Annotated in this window: 15 protein-coding genes and 1 tRNA gene; 5 read left to right on the forward strand and 11 right to left on the reverse strand. The window is 68.3% G+C overall.

All coding sequences use genetic code 11. The features are described from left to right. Window positions 1-125: 125 nt before the first annotated feature. A tRNA-Ser gene (locus tag ASD13_RS03845) sits at window positions 126-216 on the reverse strand. 51 nt (window positions 217-267) lie between these two features. Beyond that, the gene (locus ASD13_RS03850; protein ID WP_055865958.1) at window positions 268-1,314 is read right to left on the reverse strand and encodes a hypothetical protein; all 1,047 of its coding nucleotides are present in this window, start codon (window positions 1,312-1,314) and stop codon (window positions 268-270) included. Window positions 1,315-1,447: 133 nt separating this feature from the next. On the opposite strand from ASD13_RS03850, the gene ASD13_RS03855 reads away from it, so the two are divergent. After that, window positions 1,448-2,224 carry a hypothetical protein gene (locus ASD13_RS03855; RefSeq protein ID WP_055865960.1) on the forward strand — a complete coding sequence of 259 codons (777 nt, stop codon included), beginning with the start codon at window positions 1,448-1,450 and terminating at the stop codon, window positions 2,222-2,224. A 23-nt stretch (window positions 2,225-2,247) separates the two neighbouring features. Here the strand turns inward: ASD13_RS03855 and cydC are convergent, their stop codons facing one another. From cydC to ASD13_RS03880, 5 genes are read right to left on the reverse strand one after another with little or no spacing between them, the layout of a single operon-like run. Next, window positions 2,248-3,939 (reverse strand): thiol reductant ABC exporter subunit CydC, encoded by a 1,692-nt coding sequence (gene cydC, locus ASD13_RS03860; RefSeq protein ID WP_055865962.1) that lies wholly within the window; start codon window positions 3,937-3,939, stop codon window positions 2,248-2,250. After that, window positions 3,936-5,618, reverse strand: a complete 1,683-nt coding sequence (gene cydD, locus ASD13_RS03865; RefSeq protein ID WP_055865964.1) for a thiol reductant ABC exporter subunit CydD — start codon at window positions 5,616-5,618, stop codon at window positions 3,936-3,938. The genes cydC and cydD overlap by 4 nt, the downstream gene beginning before the upstream one ends. Further along, window positions 5,615-6,643 carry a cytochrome d ubiquinol oxidase subunit II gene (gene cydB / locus ASD13_RS03870; RefSeq protein ID WP_055865966.1) on the reverse strand — a complete coding sequence of 343 codons (1,029 nt, stop codon included), beginning with the start codon at window positions 6,641-6,643 and terminating at the stop codon, window positions 5,615-5,617. Before cydB ends, cydD begins: the two co-directional genes overlap by 4 nt. Before the next feature lie 14 nt (window positions 6,644-6,657). Continuing rightward, window positions 6,658-8,073, reverse strand: a complete 1,416-nt coding sequence (locus ASD13_RS03875; protein ID WP_055865967.1) for a cytochrome ubiquinol oxidase subunit I — start codon at window positions 8,071-8,073, stop codon at window positions 6,658-6,660. After that, window positions 8,060-8,776, reverse strand: a complete 717-nt coding sequence (locus tag ASD13_RS03880; protein WP_031205691.1) for a helix-turn-helix transcriptional regulator — start codon at window positions 8,774-8,776, stop codon at window positions 8,060-8,062. Before ASD13_RS03880 ends, ASD13_RS03875 begins: the two co-directional genes overlap by 14 nt. A 100-nt stretch (window positions 8,777-8,876) precedes the next feature. On the opposite strand from ASD13_RS03880, the gene radA reads away from it, so the two are divergent. Next, window positions 8,877-10,244, forward strand: a complete 1,368-nt coding sequence (radA, locus tag ASD13_RS03885; RefSeq protein WP_017829416.1) for a DNA repair protein RadA — start codon at window positions 8,877-8,879, stop codon at window positions 10,242-10,244. 18 nt (window positions 10,245-10,262) lie between these two features. Here radA and ASD13_RS03890 read toward each other — a convergent pair whose 3' ends face one another. The 4 genes from ASD13_RS03890 to ASD13_RS03905 all read right to left on the reverse strand — a co-directional run bounded on the left by ASD13_RS03890 (window position 10,263) and on the right by ASD13_RS03905 (window position 14,861). After that, the gene (locus tag ASD13_RS03890) at window positions 10,263-10,673 is read right to left on the reverse strand and encodes a hypothetical protein (protein ID WP_017829417.1); all 411 of its coding nucleotides are present in this window, start codon (window positions 10,671-10,673) and stop codon (window positions 10,263-10,265) included. A 338-nt stretch (window positions 10,674-11,011) separates the two neighbouring features. Next, window positions 11,012-11,662: a hypothetical protein gene (locus tag ASD13_RS03895; RefSeq protein ID WP_055865970.1), complete on the reverse strand. Its 651-nt coding sequence runs from the start codon at window positions 11,660-11,662 to the stop codon at window positions 11,012-11,014. 65 nt (window positions 11,663-11,727) lie between these two features. Beyond that, window positions 11,728-12,228, reverse strand: a complete 501-nt coding sequence (locus ASD13_RS03900) for an amino-acid N-acetyltransferase (RefSeq protein ID WP_017829419.1) — start codon at window positions 12,226-12,228, stop codon at window positions 11,728-11,730. A gap of 98 nt (window positions 12,229-12,326) precedes the next feature. Continuing rightward, window positions 12,327-14,861, reverse strand: a complete 2,535-nt coding sequence (locus ASD13_RS03905) for an ATP-dependent Clp protease ATP-binding subunit (protein ID WP_055865971.1) — start codon at window positions 14,859-14,861, stop codon at window positions 12,327-12,329. Window positions 14,862-15,079: 218 nt separating this feature from the next. On the opposite strand from ASD13_RS03905, the gene ASD13_RS03910 reads away from it, so the two are divergent. The 3 genes from ASD13_RS03910 to ASD13_RS03920 are packed head-to-tail and all read left to right on the forward strand — an operon-like array spanning window position 15,080 to window position 16,577. Further along, window positions 15,080-15,697 (forward strand): DUF2975 domain-containing protein, encoded by a 618-nt coding sequence (locus tag ASD13_RS03910; protein WP_055865974.1) that lies wholly within the window; start codon window positions 15,080-15,082, stop codon window positions 15,695-15,697. Next, a complete protein-coding gene (locus tag ASD13_RS03915) occupies window positions 15,697-16,344 on the forward strand; it encodes a hypothetical protein (protein ID WP_055865976.1) in 648 nt (215 codons plus the stop codon). Before ASD13_RS03910 ends, ASD13_RS03915 begins: the two co-directional genes overlap by 1 nt. Beyond that, complete coding sequence (locus tag ASD13_RS03920) at window positions 16,341-16,577, forward strand: helix-turn-helix domain-containing protein (RefSeq protein ID WP_055865978.1); 237 nt, start codon at window positions 16,341-16,343, stop codon at window positions 16,575-16,577. Before ASD13_RS03915 ends, ASD13_RS03920 begins: the two co-directional genes overlap by 4 nt. Window positions 16,578-16,716: the final 139 nt, after the last annotated feature.

Consider the following 16,716-nt stretch of genomic DNA (forward strand, 5'->3'; position numbering starts at 1 on the left):
GACAACGGCATCATCGCGTTGATCGGCAAGTGCTCGCCACCTCGCTCGACAACGAGGGGCCAGAAACCTGCACCCCCTCTGGCGCTCAGATACGGAAAAACCCCCTCACGAGGAGGGGGTTTCCATGGCGGTGACGGTGGGATTTGAACCCACGGTAGGGGGTTACCCTACACAACTTTTCGAGAGTTGCACCTTCGGCCGCTCGGACACGTCACCGCGGAATAGCTTACGCGACGCGGGGCCTGCACGCGAATCGAGACCCGCAGGTCACCAGGCGGCGGCGACCTCGGCATGCGTGCGCAGGATGCCCTCGGTCGATCCTGCGGGCGCGCGGCCGATGCCGCACTCGGTCGCGACCCCGAACTCGGGGGCGAAGGGGGCGGCGGCGGCGATGCGACGGGCGGCACCTTCCGCACCGTCCTCCCGGTGCACGAGGCCCAGGTAGAGCTCGCCGACCGGCGCGAGGTCTGCGAGCGGGGCGAAGTACGCCTCGTCGTCATGGTCGATCGGCACCGGCAGGTGCAGCCAGGTGAGCGGACGATCGGATGCGGCCACCACGGCGTTCGCGTAGCGGACGAGATTCCCGGCATCCCGCGGCTCGAAGAAGTGCTTCTCCCCCGCGTCGCCGTAGCAGAGGTGCACACCCACCTCGACGTCGGCAGGCACCGCGTCGACCAGCACGGCCAGGCGCGAGACGAGACCGTCGAACGGGTCACCGGGCCACCACGCCTCCATGACGGAGCCGTACCCGGCCGCGCGTTCGATGATGCCCATCTCGCTCGCGACATCCCACTGCACCGCGAGGTCTTCGTGCGGGATGGCGGCCAGGATCCGGTCGAGCTCGCGCACGATCGCGGAGGTGTAGACGGGCTCGATCGCCGCGCGGTCATCGCCGTGGAAGAACGAGGAGATCACGGCGAGCGGCGTCGGCAACGACACCTGGAACCGCACACCGGCGGGCACCGCGCCCTCGGCCTGGAGCCGCGTGAACACCGCGTAGGACTCGATCGCGGCAGCGGCATAGCCGAGCGGAGGCAGCTCGATGCTCGCGGCATCCACCCCTTCGCCGATGCGCAGACCGCGGGCGTCGATGCCGGCGGGGAACGGGATGGGTTCCTCGCCGATGCGCTCGATGCCCTCGGCCCGGCCGATCACGTCGGGCTGGAACATGATCCAGTGGAACCGCTTGCCGACCTCGCCGTCGGGGATGCGGCGCAGTCGCGTGCCGAGCAGGTCCGCGGCGGTACGGATCGTGGTCTCGGCATCGTCGTAGTTCACGCTGCCCACGAGAAGGGCACCCTGGGGCTGAGTCATGTCCTCAGAATATCGACGCACCCCGACGGGCTTTTCCCCGGCGGCGGCTCCGCTCACACCGGGGGTATTCGAGTTAGGATGGCCTAATAACCCGCCGCCTGTGGGGGCAGCGATGACGGGAAGGGCAATCTTCATGGGCTTCATCACGTCCGACGCGCTGGCCGAGACCGGCTACGTCGTGCTCGACGACCACACCGGTCCCGCCGATCCCGCCGAGTGGCTGGCCCTCGAATACGTCGGCTGGCGCTCTTCCGGCGTCACGCGCTTCGCACCTCTCACCAGCTATGCGGGCGACGTGGACTGCAACGGCTTCTGGAACCACACGCCGCCGCGCGCCGACAAGGATGGTGTGTGGGTCGACTCGCAGGTCGCGATCGCCCCCACCCTCCAGCGCCGCGCCCAGGAGCCTGGTGCCGGCATCGGTCGCTGCCGCGTGATCGAGCTGCAGCCGAACGAGTACGCCGACGCGATCTACAACCTGCACCAGGACGACAACAACCGCCTCAATGAAGAGGGCACCGGCTGGGTGGTCCGCGGGTTCTTCAACCTCTCCGACGACACCGAGTCGATGCTGATCCTGCGCGCCGACCGCTTCGACCCGGCGACCGAGATCCGCCTGCCCCTGCGCGCCGGATCCCGCATCATCGTCGACACCCAGCGCTTCTGGCACGCGGTCTGGCACCGCGGCACGGCGCCGCGATACGCCCTCATCACGTCCTGGACCAGCGGCCCGGAGCTCGACGCGTACATCGCCGCGAACCACGGCGACCCGCACCCGCCCACGGTCGACCTCGACGCCCAGTTCGTCGACGCCGCCCAGGTCGAGCTGCACCGGCGCATCGAGGAGCGCCGTCGCGCGTTCGAAGCGCAGGGCATCGTGATGGAACCGCCCGTCGACATGAACGCCTGAGGCGTCGCAGAAGCGAAGAGCCCTCAGACCGTGCGGCCGCCCTCGATCCGCACCGTGCGTTCGACGGTTCCCGCCGGGGGCGCGACGTGCGAGATCAGCAGCACCGTCTGATCGCCGGCGGCCTGCAGTAGGTCGCGCAGCAGCGCATCCGACGCCTCCGGATCCACCCCGGCCGTCGGCTCATCGAGCACCAGCACGGGGAACCCACGCAGCAGCGCCCTGGCGAGGGAGATCCGCTGCGCCTGGCCGCCGGACACCAGCGCGCCGCGGTCGCCGACCCGTTCGTCCAGACCTCCGCGCTCACGCACCCAGGTGCCGAGACCGACCCGGTCGAGCACATCCAGCAGCTCCTCGTCCGTGGCGCTGTCCCGGGCGAAGAGCAGGTTCTGGCGGATGTCCTCGTCGAACAGCTGCGGACTCTGCTCGCACAGCCCGATCACCCGACGCAGCGCCGGTCCCGAGAGCTCCGCAGCATCGCGCCCATCGACCAGATACTCGCCCTCCACGCGCAGGAAGCCGACGAGGGCCGCGGCCAGTGAGCTCTTGCCCGCTCCGCTGGGGCCGGTGACCAACACCCGCTCCCCGGGACGGAGGTCGAGATCGATCTCCTTCAGGGCCGGGGCACCGCCGGGCCAGTTCGCCCGGACGCCGCGCAGACGCACGGTCGGGGTGCCGTCGATCTCGATGTCGTCGCCGGCGTCGGAACGCAGCTCGTCCGGCATCCGCTCCGGCAGCACGTCGACGATGCGCTCGGCGCTGGAGCGCACACTCCGCCACGATGCCGCAGCGACCGGCACCGCACCGAAGATCTCGAAGACCACCATCGGCACGAGCACGGCCACCGCCAGCCACGGGCCGTCGATCGACCCGTCGACGAGTCCGGGAGCCGCGGCTGCGAGCGCACAGACCGAGGCGGCCCCGGCGACCGCGGAGACCACACCGGCGGCGATCGCCTGCGCGAGCGAGGCGCGGTCGACGACCTTTCTCAGTGCGGCATCCGCTGTGCTGATCCGCGCGCGAGCCTGCTCCTCTGCTCCGTACGCGATGAGCACGTCGAGGCTGCCGAAGTAGTCGACGAGAGCGGCGGAGAGGTCGGCGCGACGCGCCGAGACCAGCACCTCGGCGCGGGAGCCGAAGACCCAGCCGAGACCGATCGCGGCGGCTGCGGCGACGAGCAGGCACACGGCAAGGGTCAGCGCGGCCGGGGGCGAGACGAACGCCACGAAACCGACGGCCCCGACGGCGACGAGGGCCGCGACCCCGAGCGGCTGCACCACGCGCAGCGGCAGGTTCTGCAGATTCTCGACGTCGTCGACGAGCGCAGTGAGCACCCGACCACGATCCGTCGAGCCGAGGCCGGCCGGAGACAGCGGGATGAGTCGGCGCACCATGTCGGCGCGGGTCGAGGCGAGCTGACGCAGCGCGGCATCGTGTCCGCTCAGTCGCTCGAGGTAGCGGGTGACCGCGCGCGAGACCGCGAAGAAGCGCACCCCCACGACGGCGACCGACAGCGGCACGAGCGAGTCGACGATCGAGGCGCTCACGATCAGCCAGCCGCTGACCGCGAGCAGACTCACGGCGGCAGCGGCCGACAGCAGACCCCAGATGAGACCGGGCACGAAGCGCCCGACAGGGGGCTGCGCGAGGCGGAGGATGTCGCGGACCCGGTGGGTGCGCGGGTGTACGGCGTCGGCTGCGGCGCGGCGTGCGGTCATGCGCGCACCCCCAGCTCCACGATCTGATCCGCGATCTCCCGTGCGGTGCGACGGTGCGAGACGAGGAGGATCATGGCTCCGGCATCGGCCCTCCGTCGCAGCGAGCGCCACAACCGGTACTCGGTCTCGGGGTCGAGCGCGCTCGAGGGCTCATCGAGTGCGAGCACACGGTCGGTGGCGGATGCCTGGCGGTACAGCGCCCTGGCCACGGCCACGCGCTGGGCCTGCCCGCCCGAGAGCCCCGCTCCCTGCACACCGAGCTCGAGATCGGCGTCGACGGTCTCGGCGCAGGCGTCGTCGAGGGCGGCGCGGGTCCGGTCGGCGTCGGGGACCGGGTCGCCGAGCGCAACGTTCGCCGCCACGGTCCCCCGCGTCAGACCGGGAGCCTGCCCCGCCCACGCGAGCCATGCCGACGGCGCGAGCCCCCGCACATCCTTCCCCGCGAAGGCGGCCGTCCCCTCGAACTCGACCGCGCCGCGGAGAGCCGCGAGCAGCGACGACTTCCCCGACCCGCTCGGCCCTTCGATGACGGTGATGGTCCCCGGCGCGGCCGTGAACGACACGGCCGGCAGGTCGCGCACGCGCAGCCCCGCGACCACGAGGCTTCCCTCATCCGTGTGGTCCACATGCAGGACCGATTCCCGGATGTCGGAGGTTCCGACGGCGATTCCTCCTGCATCCGTCGAACGCTCCTGCATCCGTGCGCTCTCCTCCGAGCTCTCCCCCGTGCGCTCCCCCGCGGCGTCGAGCACGTCGAAGACGTCCTCGGTCGCGGCGGCCCCTTCGGACGCCGCGTGGAACTGCACGCCCACCTGTCGGATCGGCAGGAATGCCTCGGGCGCGAGCAGCAGCACGAACAGCCCCACCTCGAGCGTCAGGTCACCGGAGAGAAGTCGGAACCCCACCGACACCGCGATCAGAGCCACGGCGATCGAGGCCAGCAGCTCCATCGCGAAGCCCGACAGGAACGAGAACCGCAGCACCTTCATGGTCTCGCGGCGGTACTGGTCGGCCGTGACCTCGATGCGATCGGCCGCGCGGCGATCGCGTCCGAACAGTCGCAGCGTCGACAGTCCCTGCACCGTGTCGGCGAAGCGCGCGGCCAGGCGCTGGAGCGTCTGCCACTGGCGCGTCTGCACCGTGCGCGTCGCCATCCCGATCAGGATCAGGAAGATGGGGATCAGCGGCAGGGTGATCACCGCGGTGAGACCGCTCGGCCAGTCCTGCCACCACATCACCGCGACCAGCACCGGCGTCGCGATCACGGTCAGCACCAGTTGCGGGATGTACCGGGCGAAGTAGGCGTCGAGCGCCTCGAGCCCGTGACCTGCGGTGACCGCGAGCTCGGTCTGATTCCGCTGCGCCAGCCACCCCGGGCCCAGCTTCCCGACCGCCGCGACGAGCGCCGAACGCAGCTGCATCCCGGTCTTCGCGGCAGCGCGTGTGCCCGCCGCGTCCGACGCGGCGATCAGCAGTCCGCGCAGGAGCGCCGTCAGCAGCAGCCAGAGCAGCGACGAGGTGACGTCGCGCCCCGCGATCGCACCGGTGATCGCGTCGGTCAGCAGCCACGCGAACGCGATCGTGACCGCCGTCTGGACAACGCCGATCAACGCGGATGCCGCGAGGAATCCCCTCGCGGCACCCGCGTAGCGCAGCAGTCTCGGATCGACGGGTTTCACGCGTGCGCCGGAGCCCCCTCGATCGACTTCCGGGTGACGCGCTTGCGGAAGACCCAGTACGTCCAGGCCTGGTACGCGAGCACGAGCGGCATCGCGATCAAGGCCGTCCAACTCATGATCTGCAGCGTGTACGGCGTGCTCGACGCATTCGCGATCGTGAGGCTGTACGCCGGGTCGATCGTCGAGGGCATCACGTACGGGAACAGGGCGGAGAACAGCATGACCACGGCGAACAGCACCGTGAGGATGCCGGAGAAGAACGCCCACCCGTCGCGTCGGACGAGCGAGAATCCGACCGCCGCGATCAGGCTGACCGCCGCGAGCGCCCCGGTGCCGATGACCAGCCAGAGCAGCGGAGCCTCACGGCCCATCGCGATGAACACCGTCCAGATCACGGTTGCGGCCGCGACGAGGATCGTGGGAATCGCGGCCTTCTTCGCCAGGTTCCGTGCGTCCTCGTGCACCTGTCCGTCGGTCTTGAGCGCCACGAACAGCACGCCGTGCAGGAAGAACAGCAGCAGCGTGGTGACGCCGACCAGCAGCGAGTACGGGTTCAGCAGTGCGAAGAAGCCACCCACGTAGATGTGGTTCTCATCGATGGCCACTCCCTGCACGATGTTGCCGAACGCGACACCCCACAGCAGCGCGGGGACGACCGAGCCGATCACGATCATCCGGTCGAAGCCGGCCTTCCACTTCACGCTGTCGCGCTGGTGCCGGTATTCGAACGACACCCCGCGCAGGATCAGTGCGAGCAGGATCAGCAGCAGCGGCAGGTAGAACCCGCTGAACAGCGTGGCGTACCACTCGGGGAACGACGCGAACAGCACGGCGCCGGCGACGATGACCCAGGTCTCGTTGAGATCCCAGACCGGACCGATCGTGTTGATGACCTGACGGCGCGAGACGTCGTCCTTGCCGAGGAACGGCAGTGACATGCCGACGCCGAAGTCGAACCCGTCGAGGACGAAGTAGCCCACGAAGAAGAAGGCGACGATGAAGAACCAGAGCGTTGCGAGATCCATGATGCTCCTCCCTCTCAGTAGACGACCGACGGCAGCTGGGCCGTCTCGTCATGCGGCTTCTCTTCGGTGTCGGGCCCCTTCTGCGCGGCCCGGATGATGAGACGGATCTCGACGACGGCGAGCGCCGCGTAGATCGCGGTGAACGAGATGAGCGATATCAGCACCTCGAGCCCGCTGACGCCCGGCGAGACACCGTCCTGCGTCGTCATCAGCCCGAACACGATCCAGGGTTGCCTTCCCATCTCGGTGAAGACCCAGCCCATGATGTTGGCGGCCAGCGCGAGCGGGAACGACCAGATCGCGACCTTCCACATCCACGGGGCGACAGGCTTCTTGGCGCCCTTGCGGGTGACCCAGAGACCGGCGACGGCCACGAGCGCTGCGGCGATGCCGAGGCCGATCATCCAGCGGAACGCCCAGTACGTGATCCACAGGATCGGGGCGAAGTCGGTCAGACCGGTGGAGGCGTACGTCTGGGCGTACTCGGCGTTCAGGTCGTTGATGCCGTGCACGCACGCGTCGAGCGTGTGGGTCGACAGCAGCGAGAGCAGATACGGCACGCGGATGGAGAACAGCTCCGAGCTGCCGTCCGGTGTGCCGAGCGTGAAGATGCTGAACGAGGCATCCGGCCCGCACACCGTGTTGAACGTCGCCTCGGCGGCGGCCATCTTCATCGGCTGCGCGGCGTACATCGCGAGTCCGAGCTGGTCGCCCGTGAGCACCACGCCGGCGGTCGACACGATCATGGCCCACAGCCCGAACTTGAGCGAGATGCGCATGGTGTCGAAGTGCTGGCCGCGCGAGAGGTGCCAGGCCGAGACCGAGATCACGACACCGGCCGCGAACATGAACGCGCCGAAGATCGTGTGCGGGAACGCGGCGAGCGCGACCGGGTTGGTCAGCAGTGCCCAGAAGTCGGTCAGCTCCGCACGGTTCGTCGCCTCGTTGAACGTGTAGCCCACGGGGTTCTGCATGAACGCGTTGGCGGCGATGATGAAGTACGCCGACAGGATGCTGCCGATCGAGACGCACCAGATCGTGGCGAGGTGCAGCTTCTGCGGGAGCTTGTCCCAGCCGAAGATCCACAGCCCGATGAAGGTCGCCTCGAAGAAGAAGGCCAGCAGGCCCTCGAAGGCGAGCGGTGCGCCGAACACGTCGCCGACGAAGCGGGAGTAGTCCGACCAGTTCATACCGAACTGGAACTCCTGCACGATGCCGGTGACGACGCCCATGGCGAAGTTGATGAGGAAGATCTTGCCGAAGAAGCGGGTCAGATGCAGGTACTGCACCTTGGCGGTGCGCACCCACGCGGTCTGGAAGATCGCGGCGACCAGCGCCATGCCGATCGTCAACGGCACGAAGAGGTAGTGGTAGACGGTCGTCAGCCCGAATTGCCATCGGGCGAGAGCGAGCGGATCAAGCCATTCCATGCGCGACTCCTGTTCTGTGGTGCTGCGGCGTCGTGCGGTGACGCGGCGGCTCCGTTCCCTCGATCAGCGACGCGGTGGTGTCGCGCAGCTGCACGGTGCAGTCCGAGGCGAGGACGGCATCGCGAACGCACTCGGCTTCGAGTGGTCCGCCTGCCTCGTTGAGGACGCCTTGCATGAGTTCGAGGTGCACACGGCACAGCATCGGACGATCTTCCGAGCGTCCGGCGGCGTGCGGGCAGGGGCTGAGGTCGACCGTGAGCCGCTGGTCGTCGAGCACGGGCTCGAAGCCGCTCTCCTCCAGGTGCTCCACGAGCGCGTCGAGCTGGTACGTGGCGTCTCGACCGAGTCCGGATGCCACATCGGGAAGCATGCTCCGCATCAGGTCGCCGCGGCGCGCAGCGGCCTTGGCCTTGTCGCGGGCGACGGGGCTGGAGGCGCCCGGTGCTCCGGTCGCGGCGCTGTACAGCGTGCGCGGCCGGCCCCGCGTGGTGCGATGCTCGATCGTCGGGATCACGTAGCCGCCCTCGATCAAGCGCCCCAGGTGCTCGCGGACCGTGTTGGGGTGCAGCCCCGTGGCCTCGCACAGCTCGGTGATCGAGAGCTCGCCTCGGGTCTGCGAACTTCCCGCTTCGAAGAGCAAGTGCAGGATCTGCACCCGGGAGTAGCTCGAGATCGGCCCGCAAACGGGCCCGCCGTTGGCCATGAACCCAGTATCCCGCGAGACTGCGAGTTTGCAGAGAGGATGGGCCGTGAATAAACACCTGGCCGATAGGGATGTCTGATGCCGGCGATAGCCTGGGGGCATGGCCACCCGGAAACCCGCTCCACCCGCGTACGTGTGCACGGAATGCGGGTGGACGACCGCGAAGTGGGTCGGGCGCTGCGGCGAGTGCCAGCAGTGGGGAACCGTCCAGGAACAGGCGGCGCAGACCGGCATCCTCCGACGGGTCGGCCCGGTCGCACCGACGGCCGATCGCGCCGCACGGCCCATCACTCAGATCACGACGCAGGATGCTCCTCGGCGCTCGAGTGGCGTCGGCGAGTTCGACCGTGTGCTCGGCGGGGGCATCGTGCCGGGCGCGGCGATCCTGCTCAGCGGCGAACCCGGCGTCGGCAAGTCGACTCTCCTCCTCGAGGTCGCAGCACAGGCCGCTCGCGGCGGGCGCCGCGTGCTCTACGCGAGCGCTGAGGAGTCTCCCGGCCAGGTGCGACTGCGCGCCGAGCGCACGGGCGCGCTGCACGACGAGCTGTATCTGGCGAGTGAGACCGACCTGGCGACGATCCTCGGTCACATCGACGAGGTGAAGCCGCAGCTCGTGATCGTCGACTCGGTGCAGACGGTCTCATCGTCGTTGATCGACGGTGCTGCCGGGCAGCCGAGCCAGGTGCGCGAGGTCGCGGCGACGCTGATCCGCATCGCGAAAGACCGCGACCTGCCGATCATCATCGTCGGCCACGTCACGAAAGACGGACAGGTCGCAGGCCCCAGGGTGCTCGAGCACCTCGTCGACGTCGTGTGCCACTTCGAAGGCGACAGGCAGACGTCGCTGCGCTTCATCCGCGCCCTCAAGAACCGCTTCGGGCCGACCGACGAGGTCGGCTGCTTCGAGATGACCGGAGACGGCATCGCCGAGGTGCCCGACCCTTCGGGGCTCTTCCTCTCGCAGGGAGCCACCGAGCCGGGCACCTGCGTCGCGATCTCGCTCGAAGGCCGGCGTGCTCTTCCGGTCGAGGTGCAGGCGCTCACGGTGCCCAGCAACGCGCCCAACCCCCGCCGCATCGTGCACGGCCTCGACTCCTCGCGGGTGGCGATGGTGCTGGCTATCCTCGAACGTCGCGCAGGTGTGCCCACCGGCAGTCTCGACGTCTACGTGTCGACGGTCGGTGGCGTGCGCTTCACCGAGCCGGCGGCCGACCTCGCGATCGCGATCGCCGTGGCAGGGTCCATCCAGCAGATCTCGGTGCCGCGCACGGTCGCCGCCGTGGGCGAGCTGAGCCTCGCCGGCGAGATCCGTCCGGTCACCCAGGCGGCGCAGCGACGGTCCGAGGCCGCACGCCTGGGATACGAGCAGGTGGTCGACGACCGTTCGAAGACACTCCGCGCCGCGCTCGGCGATGTGCGGGCGCGCAACACGTCCCGCCGCTCCGATCGCGACATACCGCCGTTCTGACGCGAACCGTCGGGGCTCTCAGGCGTCGAGCGCCTTGAGCAGCTCGGCAGGGTCCGCCTGCATGGGGTGAGGGCCGGCGATGTCGAGGAACACCGTCGTGATCGGGTGTGCGGCGAGGAACTTGCGCAGCCAGTCGGCACCGTAGATGCCGACGCCAGGGGGCAGGTTGGCCGGCTTGTTCTTCGCGTCGCTGAACAGCAGCAGCGCGAGGTCGCCGGTCTTCGGGTCTCGGTAGGTCCACACCTCGCCGCTGTCGAGCGGGTTGTCGCGTGCGCCGGGCTTGATCAGCGGTACGACCGTGGTGCCGTGGCGGAGGGCGAGAGCGACCGCAGCGACGTCCTGCTTCTCCAGGGCCTGCGCCAGGGCATCCGAACGGAAGTCCTCGGGTGCGGGCTTGTTCTTCGCGGCCTTCGCCTTCTTCGCTGCCATGTGTCCAGCTTATTCACGGCACGAAGCGCGAAGCGCCGATTCGGCAGCGGAGACGATTGGGGCCCTCTCGAGTCCCACATTGGGGACTGGGGTACTCGAGAGGGCCCTCGGACTCTCGAGCGGCGGTGTCGAAGCGCTGGGGACGCTGTAGTTCGACGCCACTGGGGATGGCTTGGTGCCGCAGATGCGGAGAGTCGCTTCTATGGTATCCCAAAGAGTCACCGTTGTCAGCATCGCGTGCCGACGGCGGCAAACATCGCCCGGTTTCGTATCAACAGCGCCGACTTGCGACGATTTTCGAAGAGCGTCTTCGGAGTTCGCTTCGAACTCAGCGGGCCTCAGTAGAGCAGGATCTGCGCGCTCGAAGGGCTCGTGAACCCGCCGATCGAAACCTCCACGTGGTACGAAGCTCCTCCGCCCGGTGCCCGCTGTCGATTCTCCTGCGCGCACGTCTCGACGCTCGACCGAGTGCGATCCCAGGTGACGGGGTCTTTGCTCGTGACCGTGGTGCCCGCCGTGAGCGTGGCGATCATGCTGCTCGGGTTCTCCTGGCAGTCGGTCGAACGCCACCAGACATCGGCGCCGCTGGAGATCGTGAAGACCTGGGTCGTCGACCCCACATCGATCGTGCAGTCTTTGGCGCCCTTGTTCGTCAGCGAGATCGAGAGCTTCGGCAGCACCCCGGCCGCGTACGTGTCGGAGTCGGTGACTGCCGTGACCTCGATGTCGGCCGCCTCGCAGGCCACGATCGCCGGGGTCTGCACGGCTGAGGGTTCGGGAGCGGGCGACTCTCCCCCGGCGGACGGATCGGCAGACGGCGAGGGCGACATCGACGGCGTCGCCGGCGCGGGCGAAGCCGTGTCGGCGGCGGCCCACGGGCGCGCGATCAGGAGCCAGGATCCGATGCCGATGGCCGCGACGGCCAGGACGAGTCCTCCGATCACGGCCAGTCGCCGACGACGGTAGACGGCGGCGGAGCGACGGGGCATGACTCCAGGCTAAGCGATCCTCCGCCCTCAGCCTGGGAGGCCCCACGGCACGGGCGGAGGCGGAGTCAGAGCACCTTGAGCATGCGGGTGTTGCCGAGCGTGTTCGGCTTGACGTGGGCGAGGTCGAGGAACTCCTCGACACCCGCGTCACCGCTGCGCAGCAGCTGCGAGTACACGTCGGAGTCGACCACCTGCTCGCCGATCGGCGTGTAGCCCCGGCGGCCGAAGAAGTCGACCTCGAAGGTGAGGCAGAACAGGCGGGTCAACCCGAGCGTGGCGGCGTTCTCCTCCAGGCGGTCCACGATCGCACGTCCGACGCCGTGGTGCAGCCAGTCGTCGCGCACCAGGAGCGTGCGCACCTCACCGAGGTCTTCCCAGAACACGTGCAGGGCGCCGCATCCGATCAGCACCCCGTCGGCCTCCGCGACGACGAACTCCTGCACGGCGCCGTACAGCACCGCCAGGTCTTTGCCGAGCAGGATGCGCTGCTCCACGAGCGGCTGCAGCAGGTCACGGATGCCGACGATGTCGGCGCTGCGCGCCGGCCGGACGATGTACTCGCTCACATCACAAGCCTAGAACCCGTGACCCGGTGGCGCCTGTGCCGGACACAGGAAAGGGGCGGATGCCGCAGCATCCGCCCCTTCTCATGATTCAACCGAGGTCACTCCCCGCTGGCGACCGCCAGGTCGGGGGTGCCGGAGATCGCGCCGCCGCCGGTGTTGACGCCGACCGCGACGGGGCCGCCGTCGCGCGGGCCGTGCTCGAACAGGAACTGCCCGTCCTTCGCATCGACCTTCACGTGGTCGCCGGAGTTGAGCTCGCCGTGCAGGATCTTCTCCGACAGACGGTCCTCGACCTCGTGCTGCATCGCGCGACGCAGCGGTCGGGCGCCGAGCGCCGGGTCGAAGCCGATCTCGATGAGGCGCTCCTTGGCGGCCTGCGACAGCTCGATCGTCATGTCGCGGTCCAGCAGACGCTCGCCGAGGCGCTTGGTGAACAGATCGACGATCTGCACCAGCTCGCTCTTGGAGAGCTGCGGGAACACGATGATGTCGTCGACACGGTTCAGGAACTCGGGCTTGAAGTGCCGCTTGAGCTCTTCGTTCACCTTGCCCTTCATCCGGTCGTAGCTGGTCGAGTCGTTGCCCTCGATCTGGAAGCCCACGGGACCGCCGGCGATGTCGCGCGCACCGAGGTTGGTGGTCATGATGATGACCGTGTTCTTGAAGTCCACGATCCGACCCTGACCGTCGGTGAGACGACCCTCTTCGAGGATCTGCAGCAGCGAGTTGAAGATGTCAGGGTGGGCCTTCTCGATCTCGTCGAAGAGCACCACGCTGAAGGGCTTGCGCCGCACCTTCTCGGTGAGCTGGCCACCCTCTTCGAATCCGACGAATCCGGGAGGGGCACCGAACAGACGCGAGACGGTGTGCTTCTCACCGAACTCGCTCATGTCGAGCGAGATCAGCGCAGCCTCGTCGTCGAACAGGAACTCGGCGAGAGCCTTGGCGAGCTCGGTCTTTCCGACACCCGTGGGGCCGGCGAAGATGAACGAGCCGGAGGGGCGCTTCGGGTCCTTGAGACCGGCACGCTGACGACGGATCGTCTTGGAGAGGGCGGCGATCGCCTCTTCCTGACCGATGACGCGCTGGTGCAGGGCCTTCTCCATGAAGACGAGTCGGCTGGACTCCTCCTCCGTGAGCTTGAAGACGGGGATGCCGGTGGCCTGTGCGAGCACCTCGGCGATCAGACCCTCGTCGACGACCGCGGAGGTCGCGACGTCGCCTGCACGCCACTGCTTCTCGAGACGCAGACGCTCGGCGAGGAGGCTCTTCTCCTCATCGCGCAGGGATGCGGCCTTCTCGAAGTCCTGCTCCTCGGAGGCGACCTCCTTCTGCTCACGCACGGCGGCGATCTTCTCGTCGAACTCGCGCAGCTCGGGCGGGCTCGACAGGATCGACAGACGCAGGCGTGCGCCGGCCTCGTCGATCAGGTCGATGGCCTTGTCCGGAAGGAACCGGTCGGAGACGTAGCGGTCGGCGAGGTTCGCCGCGGCCACGATAGCGCCGTCGGTGATCTGCACCTTGTGGTGCGCCTCGTAGCGGTCGCGGAGTCCCTTGAGGATGTTGATCGCGTGCGGCAGCGTCGGCTCGTTGACCTGCACCGGCTGGAAGCGGCGCTCGAGCGCTGCATCCTTCTCGAAGTGCTTGCGGTACTCGTCGAGCGTGGTGGCACCGATCGTCTGCAGCTCGCCACGGGCGAGGAGCGGCTTCAGGATGCTGGCCGCGTCGATCGCGCCCTCAGCGGCACCCGCACCCACCAGAGTGTGGATCTCGTCGATGAAGACGATGATGTCGCCGCGCGTGCGGATCTCCTTGGTGACCTTCTTCAGGCGCTCCTCGAAGTCACCGCGGTAGCGGGACCCAGCGATGAGCGAGCCGAGGTCGAGCGAGTAGAGCTGCTTGTCCTTCAGCGTCTCGGGCACATCGCCCTTGACGATCGCCTGGGCCAGGCCCTCGACGACGGCGGTCTTGCCGACGCCGGGCTCGCCGATCAGGACGGGGTTGTTCTTGGAGCGGCGGGAGAGGATCTGCATGACCCGCTCCGCCTCCTTCTCGCGCCCGATGACCGGGTCGAGCTTGTTGTCGCGCGCGGCCTGCGTGAGGTTGCGACCGAACTGGTCGAGCACGGCGGAGCCGCCCTGGGCGCTGGCCTGCGAGTCGTTCGTCTGCGCGCCGACGGAGGCCGGCTCGCGGCCGGGAGCGCCGGAGAGCAGCTGGATGACCTGCTGGCGGACCTTGTTGAGGTCGGCACCGAGCTTGACGAGCACCTGGGCGGCGACGCCCTCGCCCTCACGGATGAGGCCGAGCAGGATGTGCTCGGTTCCGATGTAGTTGTGGCCGAGCTGCAGGGCCTCGCGGAGGCTGAGCTCGAGCACCTTCTTGGCGCGCGGGGTGAACGGGATGTGCCCGGTCGGCTGCTGCTGACCCTGGCCGATGATGTCCTGCACCTGCTCGCGCACGGCGTCGAGGGAGATGCCGAGGCTTTCGAGCGCCTTGGCGGCGACACCTTCGCCCTCGTGGATGAGACCGAGCAGGATGTGCTCGGTTCCGATGTAGTTGTGGTTGAGCATCTTCGCCTCTTCTTGGGCGAGGACGACCACTCGACGGGCTCGGTCCGTGAATCTCTCGAACATGCTGTGACTCCTTATTCGCACGGGGCGAAGACGCGTGAAGCGCTTGTACATCGAGAGTAACCACCACATCGGGCACGTATGCCCGTGTTCGCCGTGGGCATACCGGGGCTATGGCAGGCGGTGTGACGAGGTGTCGAAAGCGACGGGGATTGACGAGCTTATCGATTGTCGTTATCTTATCGTTTATCGCTAACAACGATCATCGATAAGGAGCGATCATGACCTCGACGAAACAGGGCACGCTGTCCCGCGGCGACGCCGCTGCACTCATCGCCTTCTGCATCGCCGGCGTGGCGATCGCGGCGTACATCACGGTCTTCTCGATCATCCGCATCGTCACGCTGCTCAGCGGCACGATGATCCCGGTGATGGTCGAGTTCGTGGATCAGCCGATCGAGGCTCCGCTCGGCGCAGGTGGTGCGAACATCACCCTCGAACTGGACAGGGCGATCCTCACCGCCCCGACCCTGCCGGGGATCGCGATCGGCGCGGGCGTCATCGGACAGCTCGCCCAGATCGTCGCGATCATCGTCGTGATCGGATGCCTGATGCTGCTGGCGCGCAGCATCCTGAGCGGCACGGTGTTCAGCCGACGCAACACGCGACTCGTGATGGTCGCCGGCATCGTCGGCCTGCTCGGCTTCGCGGCCGTGCGGTTCTTCGACAACATGCTGGCCAACGCCGCCGTCTCCGCGGTCACCGAGAACGCTGTCGACAATGCGGTGATCAGCATCGAGCCGTTCACCTTCATCCTGGCCGCGTTCATCATCTCGGTCATCGGCACCACGTTCGTGATCGGCGATCGACTGCAGCGCGAGACGGAAGGATTGGTCTGATGACCATGACGAAGACGACTTCCCCGGCCACCCGCTCCGAGACAGCGGACGCCATCACCGTGATCCTCTACGCGGCTGCGGCGCTCGTCACCGTCGCATTCGCCACGATCCTGCGCGTCGCCAGCACCTTCCGCGAAACGGGGATCGCCTGGACGGTCCCCATCGACCAGCAGCCGATCTCCGCCACGACCGACTCCGGTGCCATCTCGATCGAGGGGTTCGCGGACGAGGCGATGGTCATCGCCGGCGGGGTGAACGCGGCCTCCGTCACGGCTATCGTCGCCGCCATCGCGCTGTGGGCTCTCGCGGCCGTCGCGGTCATCGCGTCCGTGACACTGGTCGCCTGGAACTTCCTGCGCGGACGCTTCTTCGTCCGTCCGAACGCGCGAGCCTTCGATGTGATCGGCTGGACGCTCGTCGGCGCTCCGATCCTGATCGTGATGCTCGAGACGATGGGCCGCAACGGCGTCACCTCCGCTCTCGGCATCGGCGACGGGGAACCGGTGCATCCGATCGAGTTCTGGAGCGTCGCGCCGATCTTCGCCACCGGGGTGACGGTGGGCCTGATCGCGGTGGCGTTCCGCCGCGGCATCCGCCTGCAGAACGAGAAGGCGGCTCTCGAGAAGGACACGGAGGGACTGGTATGACCCCGGCCGAGAGCGACGACGAGTTCACCGGCATCCACTGCCGACTCGACGAGCTGCTCGCCGAGCGGAGCATGACGCTCACGGAGCTGAGTGCCGCGGTGCGGGTGAGCATCGTGAATCTGTCGGTGCTGAAGAACGACCGGGCCCGCGCCATCCGCTACTCGACCTTGCGGGCGATCTGCGAGGCGCTCGAGTGCGAGGTCGGCGACCTGCTGGTGCTCGCGCCGCGCTGACGGGGATCCCCCGTCCGCGCGGCCACACCGAACGGATCCCGGCTCGCGCGTCATCCTTCGTCATATCCACCCAGGGAATTCTCAGGCAGCCATAGCGTTGGGCCTCATGGCGCGTACTCGGCGCGCCGCGATTCTGGAG

Origin of the sequence: Microbacterium sp. Root1433D1 (genome assembly GCF_001426835.1) — a bacterium.
GTDB classification, from domain to species: domain Bacteria; phylum Actinomycetota; class Actinomycetes; order Actinomycetales; family Microbacteriaceae; genus Microbacterium; species Microbacterium maritypicum.

What these genes read in the sequence shown, in the direction of transcription:
- ASD13_RS03920 (WP_055865978.1), top strand. Translation starts at nt 16,341, where the DNA reads ATGACCCCGGCCGAGAGCGACGACGAGTTCACCGGCATCCACTGCCGA.
- ASD13_RS03905 (WP_055865971.1), bottom strand. Translation starts at nt 14,861, where the DNA reads ATGTTCGAGAGATTCACGGACCGAGCCCGTCGAGTGGTCGTCCTCGCC.
- radA (WP_017829416.1), top strand. Translation starts at nt 8,877, where the DNA reads ATGGCCACCCGGAAACCCGCTCCACCCGCGTACGTGTGCACGGAATGC.
- cydB (WP_055865966.1), bottom strand. Translation starts at nt 6,643, where the DNA reads ATGGATCTCGCAACGCTCTGGTTCTTCATCGTCGCCTTCTTCTTCGTG.
- ASD13_RS03895 (WP_055865970.1), bottom strand. Translation starts at nt 11,662, where the DNA reads ATGCCCCGTCGCTCCGCCGCCGTCTACCGTCGTCGGCGACTGGCCGTG.
- ASD13_RS03910 (WP_055865974.1), top strand. Translation starts at nt 15,080, where the DNA reads ATGACCTCGACGAAACAGGGCACGCTGTCCCGCGGCGACGCCGCTGCA.
- cydC (WP_055865962.1), bottom strand. Translation starts at nt 3,939, where the DNA reads ATGACCGCACGCCGCGCCGCAGCCGACGCCGTACACCCGCGCACCCAC.
- ASD13_RS03915 (WP_055865976.1), top strand. Translation starts at nt 15,697, where the DNA reads ATGACCATGACGAAGACGACTTCCCCGGCCACCCGCTCCGAGACAGCG.
- ASD13_RS03880 (WP_031205691.1), bottom strand. Translation starts at nt 8,776, where the DNA reads ATGGCCAACGGCGGGCCCGTTTGCGGGCCGATCTCGAGCTACTCCCGG.
- ASD13_RS03855 (WP_055865960.1), top strand. Translation starts at nt 1,448, where the DNA reads ATGGGCTTCATCACGTCCGACGCGCTGGCCGAGACCGGCTACGTCGTG.
- ASD13_RS03850 (WP_055865958.1), bottom strand. Translation starts at nt 1,314, where the DNA reads ATGACTCAGCCCCAGGGTGCCCTTCTCGTGGGCAGCGTGAACTACGAC.
- ASD13_RS03890 (WP_017829417.1), bottom strand. Translation starts at nt 10,673, where the DNA reads ATGGCAGCGAAGAAGGCGAAGGCCGCGAAGAACAAGCCCGCACCCGAG.
- ASD13_RS03875 (WP_055865967.1), bottom strand. Translation starts at nt 8,073, where the DNA reads ATGGAATGGCTTGATCCGCTCGCTCTCGCCCGATGGCAATTCGGGCTG.